This is a genomic window from Dictyobacter sp. Z7_2, from assembly GCF_057551105.1.
The window spans coordinates 2286882-2305224 of record NZ_BAAJPE010000001.1; the positions used below are offsets into that span (position 1 = coordinate 2286882).

The window sequence follows — 18343 nt, forward strand, 5'->3', positions numbered from 1 at the left end:
AAAAAAGAAACTGTCCCCCTTTATGACTAGGAGTATTCTGCTACGTCCATTAATCTGAGCGTGAGTAGATATTGAGAGGTACGAAAGGCAGCGTTTTTTATGGTTCAGGGATTTGATGTCGAAGCTCTTAATATGTTGGGCAAATTGATCAGTCGGCTTGAACGCTTTCATCTAGAAGGCGCGGTCCCTGAGCAGTTTGATCCCCGCAATCTGTTTGACGAGAGCGAGCAATGTTTTTTTCGTATTCGGGGTATCGCAAATTTCTGGAAACGTAATACGCAGGGGATTGACTTTGGGCAGTATATGGCAGACCTTGTGATGGCCTGCCACAATCAGATACAGGCCGATCTGACGATGATTATTCTGGGAAGCTCGCAGCGCATCGAGGTGTTTATCTCTTTGGGCTCGGAGAATTCCACGCGCTCGCTGCTTGAAGGGATCTTTCCTAATATCAATTTGGAGCCGGTCGATGTCGCAGAGATGTCGGAGAGGCTCTTTCCTCATATGTATGTCGGTGGCGTGATTACAGGCGTCCCCAGCCGCAAAACGTTTGGCAACGATAAGGGCGGTGGAGACGTTGATCAGACACAGATGCCCGGACAAAATGCTGCTCCACTCAATCAAAGCGCCTCACAGAATCAGGCTCCGCTCGAACGCATCATTCGTGGCATGTATGGAGCACAATGGGCTTATATCGTCCAGGCGCATCCTCGACCGCGCTCCAAAGTCGTTGAAGAGCGCATGAAGACGATCGATCTACTCACACAGATCACCAATCGCTCACGTGTCCAGTGGTCGGCGGCGAAGCAGGAAAACCTGCAAAAAACCCTGATCGATTCCGGTGGTCTGACACAGACGTATAGTGGCGATATGGTCAACTATCGGGCACAATATTTGATTCGCCTGCTGGAAAAGCAGCTTGAGCGTCTGGACCAGGGGATGGCCGCTGGACAGTGGATTGCCAGGACCTATTTTGGTGCCAACTCGGTCGACGATGCACAACGGCTAGGCTCTCTACTAATTGGAGCTTTGTCAGGCACCGATTCACGTCCCGAACCACTACGTGCCACACTGATGCAACACGACGGCGCATCATTAGAAGGCTTCCACACCTTTCTGACCTCAACCGAAGTAAGTACGCTGGTCCAATTCCCCCGTGAAGAGGTCCCAGGCTACGCGATCCACGATTTCGTCTACTTCGACTCTGACTTCCGCAATACAGACGCCGAGCAACTCCCCATCGGCACAATCCTGCATAATGGCAAAGATACCGTCGAGACCTATAACATTTCTCTGGACGCTCTGGCAAAGCACGCAGTAGTCATCGGTGTTACCGGTAGTGGTAAAACGACGACCGTGATGAATATGCTGGATAAAGTGATTGATGCCAATAAGCCTTTCCTCGTAATTGAACCGGCCAAGACAGAGTATCGTGCACTCCACAGTGCTTTTGGCGATCGTGCTAAGTTGCATGTCTACACGCTCGGCAACGAAATGGTTGCCCCCTTCCGTCTCAATCCTTTCGAGTTCGAGACCGACGATGAGCCGGGTAGCGCCTCTCTCCTGACCCATATCGACTTCTTGAAAGCGGTCTTCAATGCGGCATTTCCGCTCTATGCGCCAATGCCACAGGTGCTGGAAACTGCCCTGCATGATGTGTATGAAGACCGCGGCTGGGATCTTACCAGCGGTATCAATGTGCGTCTGGCAAACTGGGCGGAGCGCGATAAGTATCCGATCTTTCCCACCATGACGGATCTCTACTACAAGGTGGAAGAGGTGACAACCAAGCTAGGCTATCACCATGAAGTAGAAAGTAACGTCAAAGCCGCGCTGAAATCACGCATCGGCTCTCTGCGTATCGGTTCCAAAGGACTCATGCTCGACACCGTGCGTGGCATCCCAATGAAGGATCTACTCTCCGTACCAACAATCCTCGAACTGGAAAACATCGGTAACGACGACGAAAAAACCTTTATCATGGGACTGTTTCTGGCACGCCTCTACGAATATCGCCGCCTACAAGCGGCGACTGGCAATCTTCCCACAGGACTCCAACATCTGATAGTCTTCGAAGAAGCCCACCGCCTGCTCAAAAACACCTCCACGCAGGTAGACGGAGAATCCTCTAATCCGCGTGCACAGGCCATCGAGGTTTTCACCAACATGCTCTCTGAGGTACGCGCCTATGGGCAGGGCGTGCTTGTGGCCGAACAGATCCCCAGCAAGCTGGCACCAGATGTGCTCAAAAACACCAACATGAAAATTGTTCACCGCCTCATTGCTCAGGATGATCGACAAAGCATCGGGCAAACGATGAACCTTAATATGGAGCAGCTAACGCATCTGGGCATTCTCACACCCGGCACCGCAGCCATCTTCGCTGAAGGAGCAGATCACGCCTATCTGGTACGCATGGAGAACTATAAACGCAATATCAGTCCTCTGACAGATAAAAATCTGAAACAGATGAGTAGCAAATATGCCTCGGTCCAATTCGCCCAGACAATTACCGATATAAATTCCTATGGAATACCCAGCACGTTTAGTGGAGGACCTGATCCAGCCATCTACCAGGCAGCTGGTCGAGTACTCGACTCGGTCAAAAGCAAATGGATCTGGGCCAATACCATGTTGCGCCTGGTAGCAAATCCAGCCAGCGTGTTAGAATCAATCCTCCACTTCTCCGAACAGATAGAATCCGAGATGTCCTATCTGCCCAAGGATAAACATACCACGGTGCTCATTATGGCACTGATCCGCGGTTGTTCGGATCAACTGCACCAGCGCGGTGCCCAGTTTGGCTGGAGCTACCTCGAAGTAGAGGAACAGCGTATCCTACTGACACGCAGTCTGGTCGGCTATCTGCGTATCTTTAAACATAACTGGCGGCAGGATGATCCAAAATTAGTGGAAAAGCAGACAAAGGCAGTAGAGGTGGTCGAAGAAGATCTTTTCCAATTTTCCAAGCGCTACAGCAAGATCATGCTGCGGCAACAGGGACCATTCTCTGGCTGTAAACATTGTCCCTCCCGTTGCCTCTACCGCACCGATACCAAGAGCCTGCTGACCGAGAAAAATAGCAAGTGGATCAATGAAGAACTAACCGATTCCTCCCATGAAAATCTCTCTGACCGTTACAAAGCCGTCGTGTATGCAGCGTCAAGCATCGCACAAAGTTGGATGGGTAAAGAGATCGGATCTCAACCAACCGAATACGTGATGGAGATCGGCTACTGTGCCTTCCTCCATACTATCGCGGAGCAAGACTTTAGTGAATATGAGCAAATTATTTTATCCGATACTGCAAAAGACTTCTTTTTCGAGGAGCCTCTCCCCGAAAGCACTCCACCAGATGACGACGACGAGGATTTTGATATAGACGACGACGACATCGATGAATAAAATCTGACAATTGCAAATATACCTTCATTTGGACTATTATTCTGCTTGATAATGTTCTAAACTATAGTTATGGGCAACTATTCTGTCGTAAAAACTCATAGATGTTCATTTTTAGCCTTACAAAATGCCCTGATACAAAAGCCGAGCAAGAGCGCGAGCTCAGGAGTGAGAGATAAAATGGAGAGAAGAGTTTTAGGTAATTTAGGCAAGAAGGTAACTAGAAGCATTCCCCGTGAGCGAACTGGTTATTTGATGAGACCAAACAGAAAACTCCCTAGTGAGAGAACCAGTAATTTAGCAGGAACAGAAAGACCCATTACTGAAAAGATTCACAAGGCATTGAGTGTTAATCCAAAATCCATGTATGCCGGTTTGGCACCAGAAATACGCGGATATGCAAAAGAAAAGACGCGGGAGGCGTCTGAAGAAGCACGGAAGGCATACCAGGAAGCTGTTCAAAAAAATAAGGCCGACCTGGTAGAAAAGCTTCAAGATACTAGTTTAACAAAACTTGCGAAAGAGAAGTTACAAGAGGAATCGGATAAAACACAGCAAGCACTTAAAAAGGATTTTGATGAAGAAATCAATACCCTTCGTGTAGAATTACAACATAGTCCAGCCAAGTATGTTCCCTGGCTACATCACAAATTAGCTCAGCAGATGGCTGGAAAAGAAATGGCAGAGAGTGTCGCAAAACAGGACAAAAAAATTAAAGATGTAGCGAATCAACTCGTCAAAGCCCATGAGGTATATGATACAGAGGCAAAAGCCGTAGAAACAAACGCTACCAGCCTACACGCAGCCTGGACAAAACTACAAAAGGCACGTGCGTTTGCCGAAGATGCCTCCGGGGAAGTCGTATCTTCATCAGCAGAATCTTCCACATCGGCAATAGAGAGAATATCCGTCACTGGATATCTCTCCAGCTCAAGTTCTCCCCATAAGGATATTACCTTTGATCAATATGACATAGCACTTACCAAAACCTTGTCGGATAAAGCTACATTGCAAAAGGCAAAAAAAGCCAGCGATAAAGCTTCCAAGAGGGCAGATGTAACCTATCCTGCTGCCGACAAAATTCAAGATGCTTATGATGATCTCCTTAGAGCTACCAATAGTCAAGACCGTGCAACTATTGTGCAGGATTTTATAAAAGATAATCTCAAAGAGCCAAAATTTCGGCTTACCAGGTCAGATGATGGCAAAAAGTATCTAAGTCCAAGCGATCGTATAAAAAAGCGCAATGCGGAAATCCTTGCCCAGGAAAAGGTAGAGCAGGCAATACAAAATATAAGTAAACTCACACCAGCCGAACTTGCCGGGCAAGATGCAGTCAAGGGTAAACTTCAAAACGCCTTTAAAGAGTCATTTCGTGCTTCTGCTGGTAAGGACGCAGAAGAGAAAGTTATTCACACAGAAGCCACCGAACGATTTATGAGGCAGGTTGAGGCTGGTGCAGACACGCGTGTAATCACATCACGTGCCATTCGACAGACAATCGCAGATGACAAAGATACCGAAAACGAAAGGGTTTTACAAGCCAACGATCAGGTTCATGAAGCGCTGGATCAAATCAAACATTTCTCACCTGAAGCGAACACTGCACGCACTAATTTTCGCGAAAAATATCCCGATAGGCGTGACGTCCTAGATTCCACACGCACAAAAACGGAGGAAACTGACATTTCTGTCAAAGCGATCAACAGGCATAAAAACAAGCCTGCTGCTGACTCGACCGAATTTGAAGACGACCTTAAGCCAATTCAGGATCATATCGATGTAAGCACAAAAACCGATGTGGCAGATCTTCCAAAGATCTCTGAAAAGTCAATAAACGCACTGCTAAAACTTAGAGAGAAAGAGTCTACTGATGGTACTGCGGCCCATAAAGATGCTTACACAGCCCTCAAAAAAGAGATTGCAGACACCTACGATCCACAAATACGAGTAGCCAAGAATGAATATGACCACGCCTTAGCTGAAGCAAGCAGAGACGATGACACAGCTCAAAAAAGTATCGATAAGCAAAGAAGCAAGCAGTCCAATTCCTTATTTGGTGGAAAGACTCTTGAAACTGAGCTGCAAGAAAAAAGGGCAAAGGCCGTAGAAAAACTTGAAGCGCGTGTTTTAGAGACAAAGAAAAAGCATGATGATATAGTTGCAGCTCGTGATGGTGCATTAGCTGAGGCGAATCGCCTCTATATACGTGAATCGATAGCTGATCTACATGCAGATGTAAAAGCCAAAGCTCAGAGTTTGCAAGAAGCGCTTGGTAAAAGAGATAGCGCACTAAAAAAGACTGTAGATGTCATCGCAGCCGGTTATCGAGCCGAAGCAGTCAAGGCCCGCTACGAACATAACCAATATGGAAAAGCATTAGCATTAGATGATGCAATCCTAAAACACATGGAAGAGACAGAAAAGCCGATTATAGCACACAAGCAAGCAGTGGAGGTCGAGAGCGAAAAACTCGACCTTCTCCATCGGGCTGAAACTGAGGCCAAGTTATACCAGCGAGACTACGAAATGAAAAATAGAGATCTACGAGAAATAAACAAAAAGCCTGAAACTGGACCTGACAAAGACGACGTCAAAGCGGAAAAAGCGAGTGCCCTGGAGGCATCAAATAAGGCACTGGAAGCGTGGAACAAGGCAGAAGACAAAGTAGACAAAGCCAGACAAGCACACGAGGTAGCAATAACTGATAGGCTACTTAAGAAATCAGAATTGGATAAGGCCGAGGAGCATCTTCATAAGCTTCAAAAAGAGAGAGAGATGGCAGGAAAAAGAGATGATGCCGAAGATGCCAAATATTTCCGTTTCCTCGATCGCTTACGCGAGGATATGAAAGCAACAATCATGTTTGAAAGGCAAGAGCGTCTCATGAAAAGGCATTATCGCCAGCAGCTCTGGGCGGCTATTGTAGCGGGTATCTCTACCTCCCTGATGGATGCATTCAAACGTATTGAACAGTCGCAATTCGTCTCGATTAATAATATGTTGATGCGTGGATAGATTTTTCCACAAAAACACAGGAGAGAGATAGCGATGAGTATCGAAAAGTTGCGCAAAACGTCACGGGAAAAATCAGAGGGGATAAACAAAACCGGTGCAATGGAAAAATTCACCAGGATGTTCGACAACCGTTCTGAATTTGCGCGACAACAGGATGAGGCCACGAAATACGCCATCAAGCAAGGGAAGAAGCTCATCAATGATATCCATGCAGATAGCGAAAAGGAGCTACGTATGGTGGATGAGCAGCTCTTGAAAGAGATTAGTAACACCAAATTGACTCCGAGTGAGCTCAGGGCGTTAGAAAAACAAGCGGACAAAGATAAGCAAGAAATTCGGGAAGCACGCACGCAATCTTTGCATGACGTAACAGTACAAATGCAATTTCATTCACACGATCTTGCAAGCTACCTACAGCTAACAATGGCAAAAGCGAATGCACAAAAAGAGATAAAAACCAGCCTTGATAAAGCAAAAAAAAAGGTGGCCGATACGGCAAAGAAGTTGCATAAGGGAACGGAAGAGTTGCAAGAGCAAGAGGGGAAGGTTGCCAAGCAGGTCGATGGCTTAAAGGATGCATTACAAGATTTAGAAGATATGCGTCATCCTGGAACATCGGCACATTCTCATACAAAGATCACGCTTCAGCAGTATCATCAAACGTTAAGTGAGGTACAGTCGGATTCCTACAGCATAAGGAGAGCACAACAAGCTGGTATAAAAGTCTACGAGAGCGAAAGAACCATCTCCGACAGCAAAGATGCATTGAAGGAAAGAAAGGGCGTTCTGCATGAGCCGTTCGATACTGCAAAAACTGCCATCAACGACTCAAGCTTAGACGCTACAGCACGTGAAGAGGCAGTTAAGGACCTCCTAAAACAAGTCGTTAAGCAGCATATCACCTTTCGACTTACCCAGGCAAGCGACTCCGATAAGCAACTTTTAGATGCGAAATCCCATCTTACAAAACGCTTTCATGAAGTTCTGACGCGGGATGACGTAGATAAAGCGCTTCAACTCGCCCGCAAAGATCCTAATATGAATGAGGGGCAACGCGAAAACGCTCTTAAACGTGCCGCAAAAGAGGCCATCCGTTATACGCTGCAAATCAACGCACAAGAAAAATCTATTCATCAAGAGGTGGCGAAGCGCTTTACCAGCCAGATAACGGCTGGTGCAGAGATACGTCAGGACATACGACGGATGGCTGCCGCATCAATTGATCCTAAAAGCCAGGATAAAATCACCGCCATCAAAAAAGCCACCAATGAGGTTCATCGCGCCCTCGACTTGATCCAATACTTCTCACCGGAAGCCAAAGAAGTACGAAAGACCTTCCTTAAAACTACTCCTGATGATCGCACGGCGATAGAAACTCACGATAGAATTGCTGCTATCACTGAGATTAAAAATGCCAATCAGAAAACACCCAGGCCCCTACCAGACCTGCACACCGAGTACCCGGCGATCATGAAGTATGTTGAAATAGACACGAAGACCGACCCAGAGCAGATTCCAGCACTTGCCAGAGCCGCTATCCATGATCTAACAAAACTAAGCGATAAAAAGGCAGATGACAGCACCCACGTCGATCAAGAGGCCTATCTTCATCTAAAAAAGCAGATCGAGAAGCGTTATGAACAGCCACTCCAACTTGCAGAATCCGCTTACGAGAGCGCACAAACAGACGCACTGGAAACATATACTAAACAACTAAAACTTTTAGAAAAAGAAAGCAAGCAGAGCAGCCAAGGATCAGTAGAAGAAAGAAAAGCTTTAGGCGTCAAGCAGGACAAAAAACGTGCCAGGATTCTACAACAGTTCGAAGAGAGTACGATGGAGCTCAAACAAACTTGCGATAACTTACGGACGCAGCGCGACACAGCCCTGACCGAAGTTAATCGGCTCTATGAAAAAGAATCAATCGGCCAGAAAAGAAAAAAAGTCCAGGAAAAAGCTGAGAAACTTCATGGGGCGCTTGATAAAAGAGATAAAAAAATTTTTGAGCTTAATGATACGCTCCGTGCCGGCGAGCGGGCATATATGACACAAAGAAGATATGAGCGGGATAATCAAGGCGAGTATTTGATGGTAGAAGACCGCATGCTAGAACAGACAAAGGTGGTACAGGAAAAAGAAGCTCACTTGATTACAGCCATAGAGAAAGAAACGGTGGCTCTACAGGAACTGCACACCGCCGAAGCAGAGCAAAGCAGAGCAAAGATGCAGTTTGATATAGCATATCGTGAGTCATCAATTCGCAGGGATACATTCGAGACAATCGGGGGCACAAGTAGCCTGAAAGAGGCCCAAAAGAGGTTTGAAAGCGCCTCGGACCGCCTACGGCAAAAACAACAGGAGCATGAAACAGCGGTCATGGAAAGGCTTTTAGCGACAACAGTAAAAGAGCGTGAAGTACAAGCGCTCACCACACTTGAAACGCGAAGAGATATCGCCAAGAGCTATTATAAATCTGATGAGGATAAGGTAGATCGTCACCGCGATGCTGCTAAAGATCAGATGAAAACAATGATTGCGTACGAGCGGCAAGAGCGTTTAGCAAACAGACATTATCGTTACTTATTAATAGCAGCATTTGTTTCCGGTATTTCGAGCACAATGATGGATTCATTTCAACGGATTAATCAATCCCAGTTCGTTTCAATTAATAATATGTTGATGCGAGGGTAAAAACTTTCCCTCCTTCCGACTAACAATTTACGTTGTAATGCTCTACACTATGTCATATGTATTTTTGCAATGGAACTAGCGAGGAAACTCACAAAAATAAATTCGATGCTGAGGTTATACACCGAGATCAAAAGAATGAGGAATTTGTATGCCAGCCATTAAATGTCCAGCCTGTGGTTATCGTCACTTCGAAAGTGCCTCAAAGTGTACAAATTGTGGCGCTCCGCTGACGGTAGCACCATATGTAGAGAGGCAAGCAGGTACATCAAGCAGAGTTATTTCAGCCTCAGCGTCTCCAGTTAGCGTCAACGCCGAGCCTGAGAGAGACGAGGATATAGAAGAATACGAACGTTTTTTGAATGAGGTAGCTCCACAGCGAGATGAGCAAGGCATTAAAGAACCAGGTAGGGAAAGACGACCACAACGTCCAATACGTAATGGTACGAATCGTCTGCAAGACAACGCCGACATACAGATTCAGACCCCTTACCCTCAGATACCTGCCGAGAGCGGAGAAACAACGGGTCGCCCTACACGGCGTCCACCGACCAATGGAGCAGGGACATCACGCGATATCGCGCTACGCGATAGTATGCAACTGACGAACGCAGATTCTCGTGCGCTCTGGAAGAAACAGCAAATGGAAGTCCAGATGTATCAACCGTACGAAACTGCGGTAGAAATCATGCCACTAGACCCATTTGGGGGACAAGTCATCTCACGCGATCAGCAGAAGCCAGAAGTTGATCCCGAAAATTGGAAGAAAGACAAACTTCCCTGGTACTTTCCTAGAACCAGGCCCAAGCTTACTGGAGTCGTGCAGCATATAGAATCGAAAGAAGAGATCGTTGACTATCCTGATTTCTTTGCTGCCATTGCCACCTTACTCGTCGAATTTCTCTGGATCATTATCAATGTGCAACAGGAGAAATCCACTGACCGCATTGTCATGACTACTGTACGCATACAAACGTACAAGAACGAACTCAAAGATTCAAGGATTCGCGGTAATATGCGCGGAGCAGACCTTTCACTGGGCGATAACGTTTCCCTGTGGGGAAGACGGCGACATGGTGTACTCTTTATCAGTCAGGGTTACAATCATACCACGCAAGGTATAGTTAGCACACACTCCCTGGGTCTCATCGTACCGGCTCTGGTTGTAATCGTAAGCGTAATAGTCGGATTTTATTTTGCTCCGTCCTGGATACCAGCATTCTGGCACTCCTTCACGTCATCCTTTTCGGTCTTCTTCTCCTTCATCAAAGATCATCCATTTACACTACCTACTCAGAAAAAGTAGGCACTAAAAGAGGAGGACAATACTAGCAATACAATTACAGATCTTTTAAAGACAGAATTTCGGGCAGTAAGAAGTATCCATAGCCAAGGACACAGTAGACATAAACTCCTGTCCCGCGGAGCTTGCCACGAATTCGATCAATAAGTTTGTCCATCATCGTACGTACCTTACCATCCAACTCGCGACCGTACATCAGGCGGGCAAGAATTACATACGATACTGGGCGGCCATCTCTCAGAGAAGATAGCATGCGATACTCCATTTTGGTAAATGTGACACTGGTACGTGCTATTCTTAATACATGGCGTTCGTCATCCCACATGATATTACTCAATTGTTTGGGAGATACCTCATGTTCTCTCTGCGACATACACATGCTCATAGTCTTTCACCACTTTCAGCCCTTACAGGCGCTATCTGGTGGAACCCAGAGGCTGTTTTAACCATTTACACTAAAAATCTTGTACTCTCCTACAACTATATTACACAGGACAACTTGTGAAGTGCAAGTATAACGGTACTGTTGTCCATTTAAGAGAAAAGTACTAAAGCTACAAGGCATCCTGACGATCAGCAAAAAACCATCCTCATTCTGTCCCTACATCCCTCTACATAAACACATACGTCTCTGTCATACTACAGGACAAAAGCCGAGAAGCATGGAAGCACAAGAGTGTCAACGGCACAACACACCCTCAGAGATGGTAGAAAGGTTCTGTTTTTTCCATGGATACGCCAACTGATCCCAACCTGGGGCATATGATACGTGGATACCGTCTGGAGAAGGTACTTAAAAGAGACAAGCTAACAACGTTGTATCATGCTCACACAAAAGAGATCTGGTTGCCTTCCGAACTCTCCATCATGCTTTTGCATATTCCCGACACGCTTCCTGCAACAGCACATGCACGCTTTAAGGAGCGCTTCACCAGCATAGCCAGACGCCTCATCAAATTACGCCATCCATCATTACATTCTCTGTTCGGCTATGGAGATGAAAAGGGGCAGCTCTACTTGATATTCCCTCCCGAGAGTGAGAAAATAACCCTGGCGCAGCAGCTACATAAACAAAAAGAGTGGACATCGACAGAAATCTTCAATATTCTGGCTCCTATCAGCCATGTCTTCGACTATCTGCATCAGCAGGACCTGACCTATCAATTCTTTACACCAAACGCGGTCGCATGGCAGGAAGATGGCACGCTTCAACTCATGGAAGTGGGTTTTCCACAGCTACTGCTGATGCAGGGATTGGTCGAAGCTAATGAGAAGCATGATAGCAATCAACACCTCAAAAATATAGCCAATGAGTATATAAATTCGCCGGCCTATCTCGCTCCCGAAGTGGTCAGAGGGGGACCAAACACCACCCGCTCGGATATCTATGCGCTGGGAATTCTACTCTTTGAGCTCCTGAGTGGGAGGTTGCCCTTTACAGGAACAACCTATATGGAGGTGGCACAGAAACATATCCGTGAGCCATTGCCTGTACTACACACTGTCGCGCCGCAGATTCCCATCGCGCTGGAGCTCGTGATCAATCGAGCCCTCCACCGCGACCCGGAGCGCCGTTTTGCCACAGCCGGAGATCTGACAACCGCACTCGCTAACACACTGGATAAACGTCTACACACATCTGCCTCTCCTTCTTCACACACAGCAAGCATCCAAAGGCAAACCGGTCCATTGCAAGCGCCCATCAGTGCTCAGAGTCGCGTCGCGTCTCCACAAAGTCAGCCAGAGATCCAACCCAATCAAAAAAGCAAAGATACCATCGCAATCGCAGCACTCAGTGCCTCATCTGCTCCTAATGAGGCAGATGAAGAGCCACAATTCGATAAAAGTACGCCGTTGCGCACCGAGACGGAAATCCTTAGCGATATGGAGAAAATGGCGCAACATATTCAGGAAATCAGACAACGTATCCAGGGAGATCGTAAATGACAACGTCAAATGCACTCATCAATAAAAATTCTCCGCAGAAGAAAGCTCAGCATTTACAGCAACTCCTGGCATCCATCATCCCGGTAGCCGCGATCCTCCTTATGGGAGCCTATGGTTCACGACATGTCCAGGCAGAAAGCAGCATATTATTCACCATCCTTTTCCTGCTGGTCGCCGTCGTTGCCCTGGTGGGAGAGTATCAGGTTATCACTCTGATGTACCGTGCGAGGGGAAAATACTCTACCGAGCTCACCACAGCTTGTCAGGAGTTTCTGGCAGGCAATCAAGAAATCAAGGTCACAATCCACCAACAAAGCGAGCTAGCCGCGCTTGCCGAGTCCATCAACCAGCTCTTCGAGCAGCAAAGAGAGCAGCAAAAAAAGATCGCAGCGCATTCCGAGGCGAAGGTCGTTGCCACAAATGTACGCTCGCAAGATGCCGATTTGATGAAGCGTCAACTCCAACGCATCATCAGGGATCTCGCACCGATGTCAAACGGGGATCTACGCGTAAGTACAGGGCCTGTAAGCGGGATCGTGGGCATCATCGCCGACACGTGTAACTCATTAGTTGAAGAACTCGCCCAGTTTGTCAAATGGACACGCTATGCATCCCAGGTCGTTGTAACAACAGCACAAGGAGTACTCAATCGCTCGCTTGAACTTACCAAAAACACTGAAAGCCAGATTCATAGCCTCTCACATACCGCCCATAATATTGAAGAGATAGTTGCCTTCATGCAACACCTGAGCAACGTCCTCCACTTAAGTTTTGATATCTCGAAGGAGATAGAAGACAAAATGCATCTGAATCAACTAACTGATCCCTCACTCCTCCAGTTGATGAATGAGCTACAAAGACAGACAACATTACTCGAAGGAGTCCTTGGCGGCGCCGAGGAGACATCAACGCTGGCTGAGTCTTTAATCGATGAGCTTTATACAGTAGCTCAGCAGATCTATCAATCCAGCGTCAGCTCGCTAAAAACTGTTGAACGCCTCAGCGAACTAGAAGTACTGGCTGAGCGCTGGAGCAGCGCTACCTCTGCCCTGACTATCGAGGAAGATGATGCCGCAAATGGTTAATATAAGTGCCGACTATCATCACATTGCATAAACTATATGAAAAGAGAAGTGAGTATGCCAAAAAATGCCTCGCAGCAGCCAGCAGCAGGCCCTCAAAAGCCTGCTGATACCTCCATGTTCCACGAACTGCCCGCCGCAGAGCCAGAAAACTATACCCTGCAAATGGCGACACGCTTGCTCATAATTATTTGCATCGGCGCTCTGGCATCATTCTCGCTCGCCAGCTATTTCATCCCGCAACCAGCCACAAACCCACAATCTGCCACGAGCGGCAAGACCGCTCCAGGCAGTCAAACCACCGCAAGCAAGTATAGCGATGGCACCTGTACCGCCAATCCCCAGGACATCAAATATGTGCAACAGCCAGCCAAAGGAAAGTTGCCAACCGCAATACCGGTTGCATGGAACAAAGTAGGGAAAAATAGCCAGGATCTGGCGAACGCTCAGGCATGCGTTGCATCATTCGTGCTCGCATACCAGACATTTGATATCAAGCAATTGGGCTCACTGGACACACCTACATTAATGCTCTCCTCCAGCGCCAAAAAGCACTTCTATGAGGGCACACCTACCGAGCCTAAAGATCCACACGAAGATTCAAAATGGCTTACGCAAGCACAAAAAGATCAGTTGCGGCAGAGCGCTCAGATGGTCAAACTGGCACAACTACAAACCGTTGTCAAATCCACGCAGACCAAATTAGTCTCCGCTTCATTTTTAGCAACCGTGAAGGTTACAAGCAAAAATGCCAGCAAGACAACAATCAAGCAGCAGCAGATACTCGTCTATCTGTCCGATGTTCCAACGTTAGCGGGCAGCAAAGCAACCGGATGGAACGTGATCGATTGGAAAACCTTGTAAAATGGAAAGCGAGCCAACGTGACGTTGGCTCGCGGATAAAATGGTAGGAACTTCTACAATGCTGGTTCTTCCATCAGGATTGATCGTAGAGAACAGGTTTTTTGTGCTCCCCTGATTCGTCCTCTTCGGATTGGCCCTCTTCATCCATATTATAGGAATTAAGCTCCATCAGTTCCATCTCTTCAAGCATATCAGCAGTAGGTTCTTCCTGCGTGCCAAACCTTGCGGAGGGAACTTCAGAGACGTCTTCCATGTACATGACATCTTCCGGACTGCTCCAGCCGTCTTTTTGTTCTTTGTAGCGCTCCAGGCGACGAGAAGAGCTTTCACCGCCCAGGCGCTCACGATAGTTCCGGTATTCCCTTCCTTCAAGAAGGGCCTCTTCCGACTGCTCGCTCTCTTCGCGTCCGTATCGCTCTTCTTGTCCATATCGCTCTTCGCGTCCGTATCTCTCTTCCCGCCCACGTCTCTCTTCGTGTCCACGTCTCTCTTCCCGCTGGCCCTCATGCCGATAGGGTGACGGCAGCGCAGGAGGATCTGAGTCTTTCTCCTGCGATAATACCAGAGTCGAGGATGGGTGAGCTCCCGCCTGTGGAACCAGCCGGATACTTCGTAACATGGCTTCACTGAGTTGCTCATCAATTTCGGCCACCGAGCGGGTATAGCGGATACGGCAGCGTGTGCGGATGCTCTCGGTCAGGGCAGCGCTGGCAACATAGGTCGGGCTTAGCTTGAGCGAAAACGTTGGTTGCCGTGTGCCTGCGGCCAGTACGGATACATAGCAGGTGTTGACATCAAGGTACAGAATGTCATCCTGATCAACTCCCAGCTCTTTGGAAAGCATCGTCGCATCCGGAGAAGCCATATTGAAGGCGATGATCTGTCGAACGTTGGCTTGCAAGGTCGGCCACAAAAGCGGGTTGACTTTCTGGAGGTATTCCAGCGATTGTGTGGCAAGGAAGAAAGTCGCTCCGTATTTGTGCAACTCGGACAACGTGCGATAATCAGCACCAGCAACCCGATGAAATTCATCGATGATGATTGGTAAGCAGGTATTGTTCGACTGTTTCTGCCGATCCTGCTCTTCCAGGGTGTTCTGGATAAGTCCCAGCAGCGTCGCTCCAATCATGGATGCCACTTCGTTGCCAACGACTCCTCTGGCCAGCTTAAAGAGGATGATCTTACGATCCTGGATCATTTGAGGGATGTCCAGAGTCGAGACTCCCTGTCCCAGAATACGGCGAGCGACCAGGCTCTCAAATTTTGCCACTTTGGAGGCAATCGGATTGATAACGTCACGCTGCTGCACAAGCGATAGCGGCTCATAGTACTCGCTCCACCAGCGATGCAGATAGTCATCTTCAATCTGCTGTAAGAGGGTATGGCAGAAATTGGCATTGGTCAGCAGAGGCAGAATATCCAGCAGGGTGTACTGCAAACCCGGCCCATCTTTCGGGTCGTTGGATACGAGAAGCTTATTGGCCTCAAAGAGAGTACGCAGACTCATCTCGAAGGCATTCTCCATTTTAGCGGTCCAACTGGAGGCCCAGATCTGTGCCAGCATTTTCAAGAGATCGGCGATGAATTTGTCGCGCCGATGTCCCAGCGTAACGTCCAGCGGATTCAAGCCCACCGAGACCAGCGTATCAGAGAGGTCGATAAAGACAACGTCCTCAGAGCGATCGGGCGGCACCAATTGCAGAACCTGCTCACAGAGATCACCAAAGGGATCGATCAGGACCAGGCCACCCAGGCGCATCGCCTCCTGCGCGATATGCTGAATGAGGACACTCTTTCCCTCACCCGATTTGCCACCAATCAGTGTATGAAAATTAAAGAACTCCTGAGACAAGGCAAAGGGGAGACGATAACCAGCGTGTTCGGAATAGCCAATCGGCGGCAGATGCTCGCATTGACGCGTCACGGCTGGCGGAATAAGCAATGTACGCGCACGACGATGCTCGACCAGTGCCAGCTCTGGTAGCGCCTGTGGAGGTGGCATATGCCAGAGAGTCGCAACGGAATCCACACTAATCAAATGGCGCGAGTTGCGCAGACCTTTTTGCCATCCAGCCTCGCCCATCATATTCACGGAGAGCAGACGCTCCACCTCCATCGATGAGATACGCTTGGGAACAAAAAAGGCTCCATTGGCCATGTGGAATTGTCTGTAAGCGGCCACCATGCGCAACAATAGCTCTTCGCGAATATTTGCCTGCGCACGCTCGTCGGCCAGACGTTGCATGACCGAGTGTGGGTTCGGGCTCTCCTTGGGACCAATCACATACAGGCGCAAGCGGGTATGATATGCCATGCGCGAAATTTTACTGGCGACCACCTTAGGATCATAGAGCGCTCGATTTTTGAGAGTCGAGCGAACACCGAGATACAGAAACACAAAGAACGCTTCCAGCAGGATCAATACTCCAGCTAAGAAGATCAGCTGTGAGGTCTGCGCGGCCGGGAGCTGCGCACCTTCACCAATCAAGATCTTGGCGATGGCTCCCGGAACCCAGCTCGGAATAAATCCACGCAGCAGAAAAATCAATCCAGCTGCTACACCAACATTGGCGATAAGGACATTACTAAAGTAGGTTGAAACTACATCACCAGTTACGAGCGAGGTAATATTCCGACGCGTCTCTTCTCGACGCTCCGGCTCCAGCGGGCTTTCGATAGCTTTACGCAGGCTCTGTTGCGACCAGTTACTTGCCGCAGGGATGAGTCCCAATTGAGCCACGATACGCGTATCCTCAGGCAAGTGACCCAGGGCTCCCAGAAGGCTCAAAAGTGGATCAGTGCCATCTTTCTGGGCTTCTTGCCAGGTACGTAAGGGCAAAAAGGCAGCCGTTCCTGCCAGAAGCTCAACCGCAGTGATAGCCTCTCCAGGATCTAAACGGAATGGGTCATCGCCCGGATCGAGTGGACGTATCTCACTCTGAGGATATTGAGCGTGCAGCAACGATTCGACATGGTCGAGTGCCATCTGAGAGGTCGCTCGGACAATAAAACGACGACGCTGAACGGTGCCCGCCAGTTCCAAGGCGATCGGATGACGCCTGTCAAGAACCAGACTTTGCATGGTCGCTTCAAGTGCTATCGCATGTTCCGTATTCGAATGAAGCGGCGGAACAATCTGGATGGCAAAAGAAGGTTTCGACTGCTGCTGATTTTGCGAGAATATATCGGGTTTCATATCTATCAGAATGAGTGACGTATACACTCAGGCACCCAGGCCATAAATGCTGCGCCGCCCCTCCTTTCTTATTATACAGGAATTCTTAAAGAGAATTATCGCAAAAAAATTTAAAGAAAATAACATTTCTACTTAAGAAGTGTAGAAGGGCGGTATGTAAAAAACGCCTACTTCAACTGAATATTTCTCTTCAGCTTTTGCCGCAAGTTTGCATCAATTTAATGATTTTTAAGCTTATTTAGCCCATCCTGATAAACATGACTTCAAGACAAAACTGTCCCTACTTTCCTCTGCCTGCTCAATAATCCTTCTGCTATCATGAAGCCAAATACAGAAAGATGAGTGGAGCACGTCTCTATGAGAACACAATTTGTTCAGCTCTCCTCGGCAGATGTACCCGCACTGCCTTCAGGATATAGTTTAATGTTGAATGCTCAAGAACGGATTGTTACTCTGGTAGGACCAGAACGTATCTCCGCTCAATGCCGCTTCTCAAACAGCTCATTTCGCCTGCTATTTCTCCTGCTACGCGCATCGCATGGAGCAAATTATGCAGAGCTTCTAGCCTGTCTGCGCTGCTCAGAAACGATTTTTCGCCGCGTCCTCATCACCAACTCGCACGAAGATGCCCTCACAGTCCTGGCCCCCCAGATCGAGCGCTGGCATAAACACCTGGAGCATAGCGCCAAACAGGGACATAGCACCCTGGAGCGTGAGCTCAAAATGGTACGGCGAGCGGTCAAAGAACCTCACGGCGTCAGCTCGGTACTCAAGAAGCATGGCTTTGCCCTCACTGTCCGAGCCATGTACCGCAAAGGTTATCTGCTCACATCCACCAGGTAA

The 18343-nt window shown here is 48.1% G+C and carries 10 protein-coding genes; 8 read left to right on the plus strand and 2 right to left on the minus strand.

The window, feature by feature from the left end; translation table 11 throughout:
• The first annotated feature begins 99 nt into the window (after positions 1 to 99).
• The 4 genes from AC27N8_RS09075 (at position 100) to AC27N8_RS09090 (ending at position 10414) form a co-directional block, all read left to right on the plus strand.
• Entirely contained in the window at positions 100 to 3405 is a 3306-nt protein-coding gene (locus tag AC27N8_RS09075; RefSeq protein WP_487066153.1) for an ATP-binding protein, read from the plus strand.
• Positions 3406 to 3582: 177 nt separating this feature from the next.
• A complete protein-coding gene (locus AC27N8_RS09080; RefSeq protein ID WP_487066155.1) occupies positions 3583 to 6420 on the plus strand; it encodes a hypothetical protein in 2838 nt (945 codons plus the stop codon).
• A gap of 33 nt (positions 6421 to 6453) precedes the next feature.
• Complete coding sequence (locus tag AC27N8_RS09085; RefSeq protein WP_487066157.1) at positions 6454 to 9111, plus strand: hypothetical protein; 2658 nt, start codon at positions 6454 to 6456, stop codon at positions 9109 to 9111.
• A 148-nt stretch (positions 9112 to 9259) separates the two neighbouring features.
• Positions 9260 to 10414 (plus strand): zinc finger Ran-binding domain-containing protein, encoded by a 1155-nt coding sequence (locus tag AC27N8_RS09090; protein WP_487066159.1) that lies wholly within the window; start codon positions 9260 to 9262, stop codon positions 10412 to 10414.
• Between the two features lie 34 nt (positions 10415 to 10448).
• Here AC27N8_RS09090 and AC27N8_RS09095 read toward each other — a convergent pair whose 3' ends face one another.
• The gene (locus AC27N8_RS09095; RefSeq protein WP_487066161.1) at positions 10449 to 10784 is read right to left on the minus strand and encodes a hypothetical protein; all 336 of its coding nucleotides are present in this window, start codon (positions 10782 to 10784) and stop codon (positions 10449 to 10451) included.
• A 356-nt stretch (positions 10785 to 11140) separates the two neighbouring features.
• Between AC27N8_RS09095 and AC27N8_RS09100 the strand changes: the two genes are divergently transcribed.
• Genes AC27N8_RS09100 through AC27N8_RS09110 form a run of 3 tightly spaced genes read left to right on the plus strand, consistent with a single transcriptional unit; the run spans position 11141 to position 14304 of the window.
• The gene (locus AC27N8_RS09100) at positions 11141 to 12358 is read left to right on the plus strand and encodes a serine/threonine protein kinase (protein WP_487066163.1); all 1218 of its coding nucleotides are present in this window, start codon (positions 11141 to 11143) and stop codon (positions 12356 to 12358) included.
• Positions 12355 to 13443, plus strand: a complete 1089-nt coding sequence (locus AC27N8_RS09105) for a methyl-accepting chemotaxis protein (RefSeq protein ID WP_487066164.1) — start codon at positions 12355 to 12357, stop codon at positions 13441 to 13443. The genes AC27N8_RS09100 and AC27N8_RS09105 overlap by 4 nt, the downstream gene beginning before the upstream one ends.
• 54 nt (positions 13444 to 13497) lie before the next feature.
• Positions 13498 to 14304 (plus strand): hypothetical protein, encoded by an 807-nt coding sequence (locus AC27N8_RS09110; protein WP_487066166.1) that lies wholly within the window; start codon positions 13498 to 13500, stop codon positions 14302 to 14304.
• A 73-nt stretch (positions 14305 to 14377) separates the two neighbouring features.
• On the opposite strand, the gene AC27N8_RS09115 is transcribed toward AC27N8_RS09110, so the two are convergent.
• Positions 14378 to 17500 carry a type IV secretory system conjugative DNA transfer family protein gene (locus AC27N8_RS09115; protein WP_487066168.1) on the minus strand — a complete coding sequence of 1041 codons (3123 nt, stop codon included), beginning with the start codon at positions 17498 to 17500 and terminating at the stop codon, positions 14378 to 14380.
• A gap of 357 nt (positions 17501 to 17857) precedes the next feature.
• Between AC27N8_RS09115 and AC27N8_RS09120 the strand changes: the two genes are divergently transcribed.
• A complete protein-coding gene (locus AC27N8_RS09120) occupies positions 17858 to 18343 on the plus strand; it encodes a hypothetical protein (RefSeq protein ID WP_487066170.1) in 486 nt (161 codons plus the stop codon).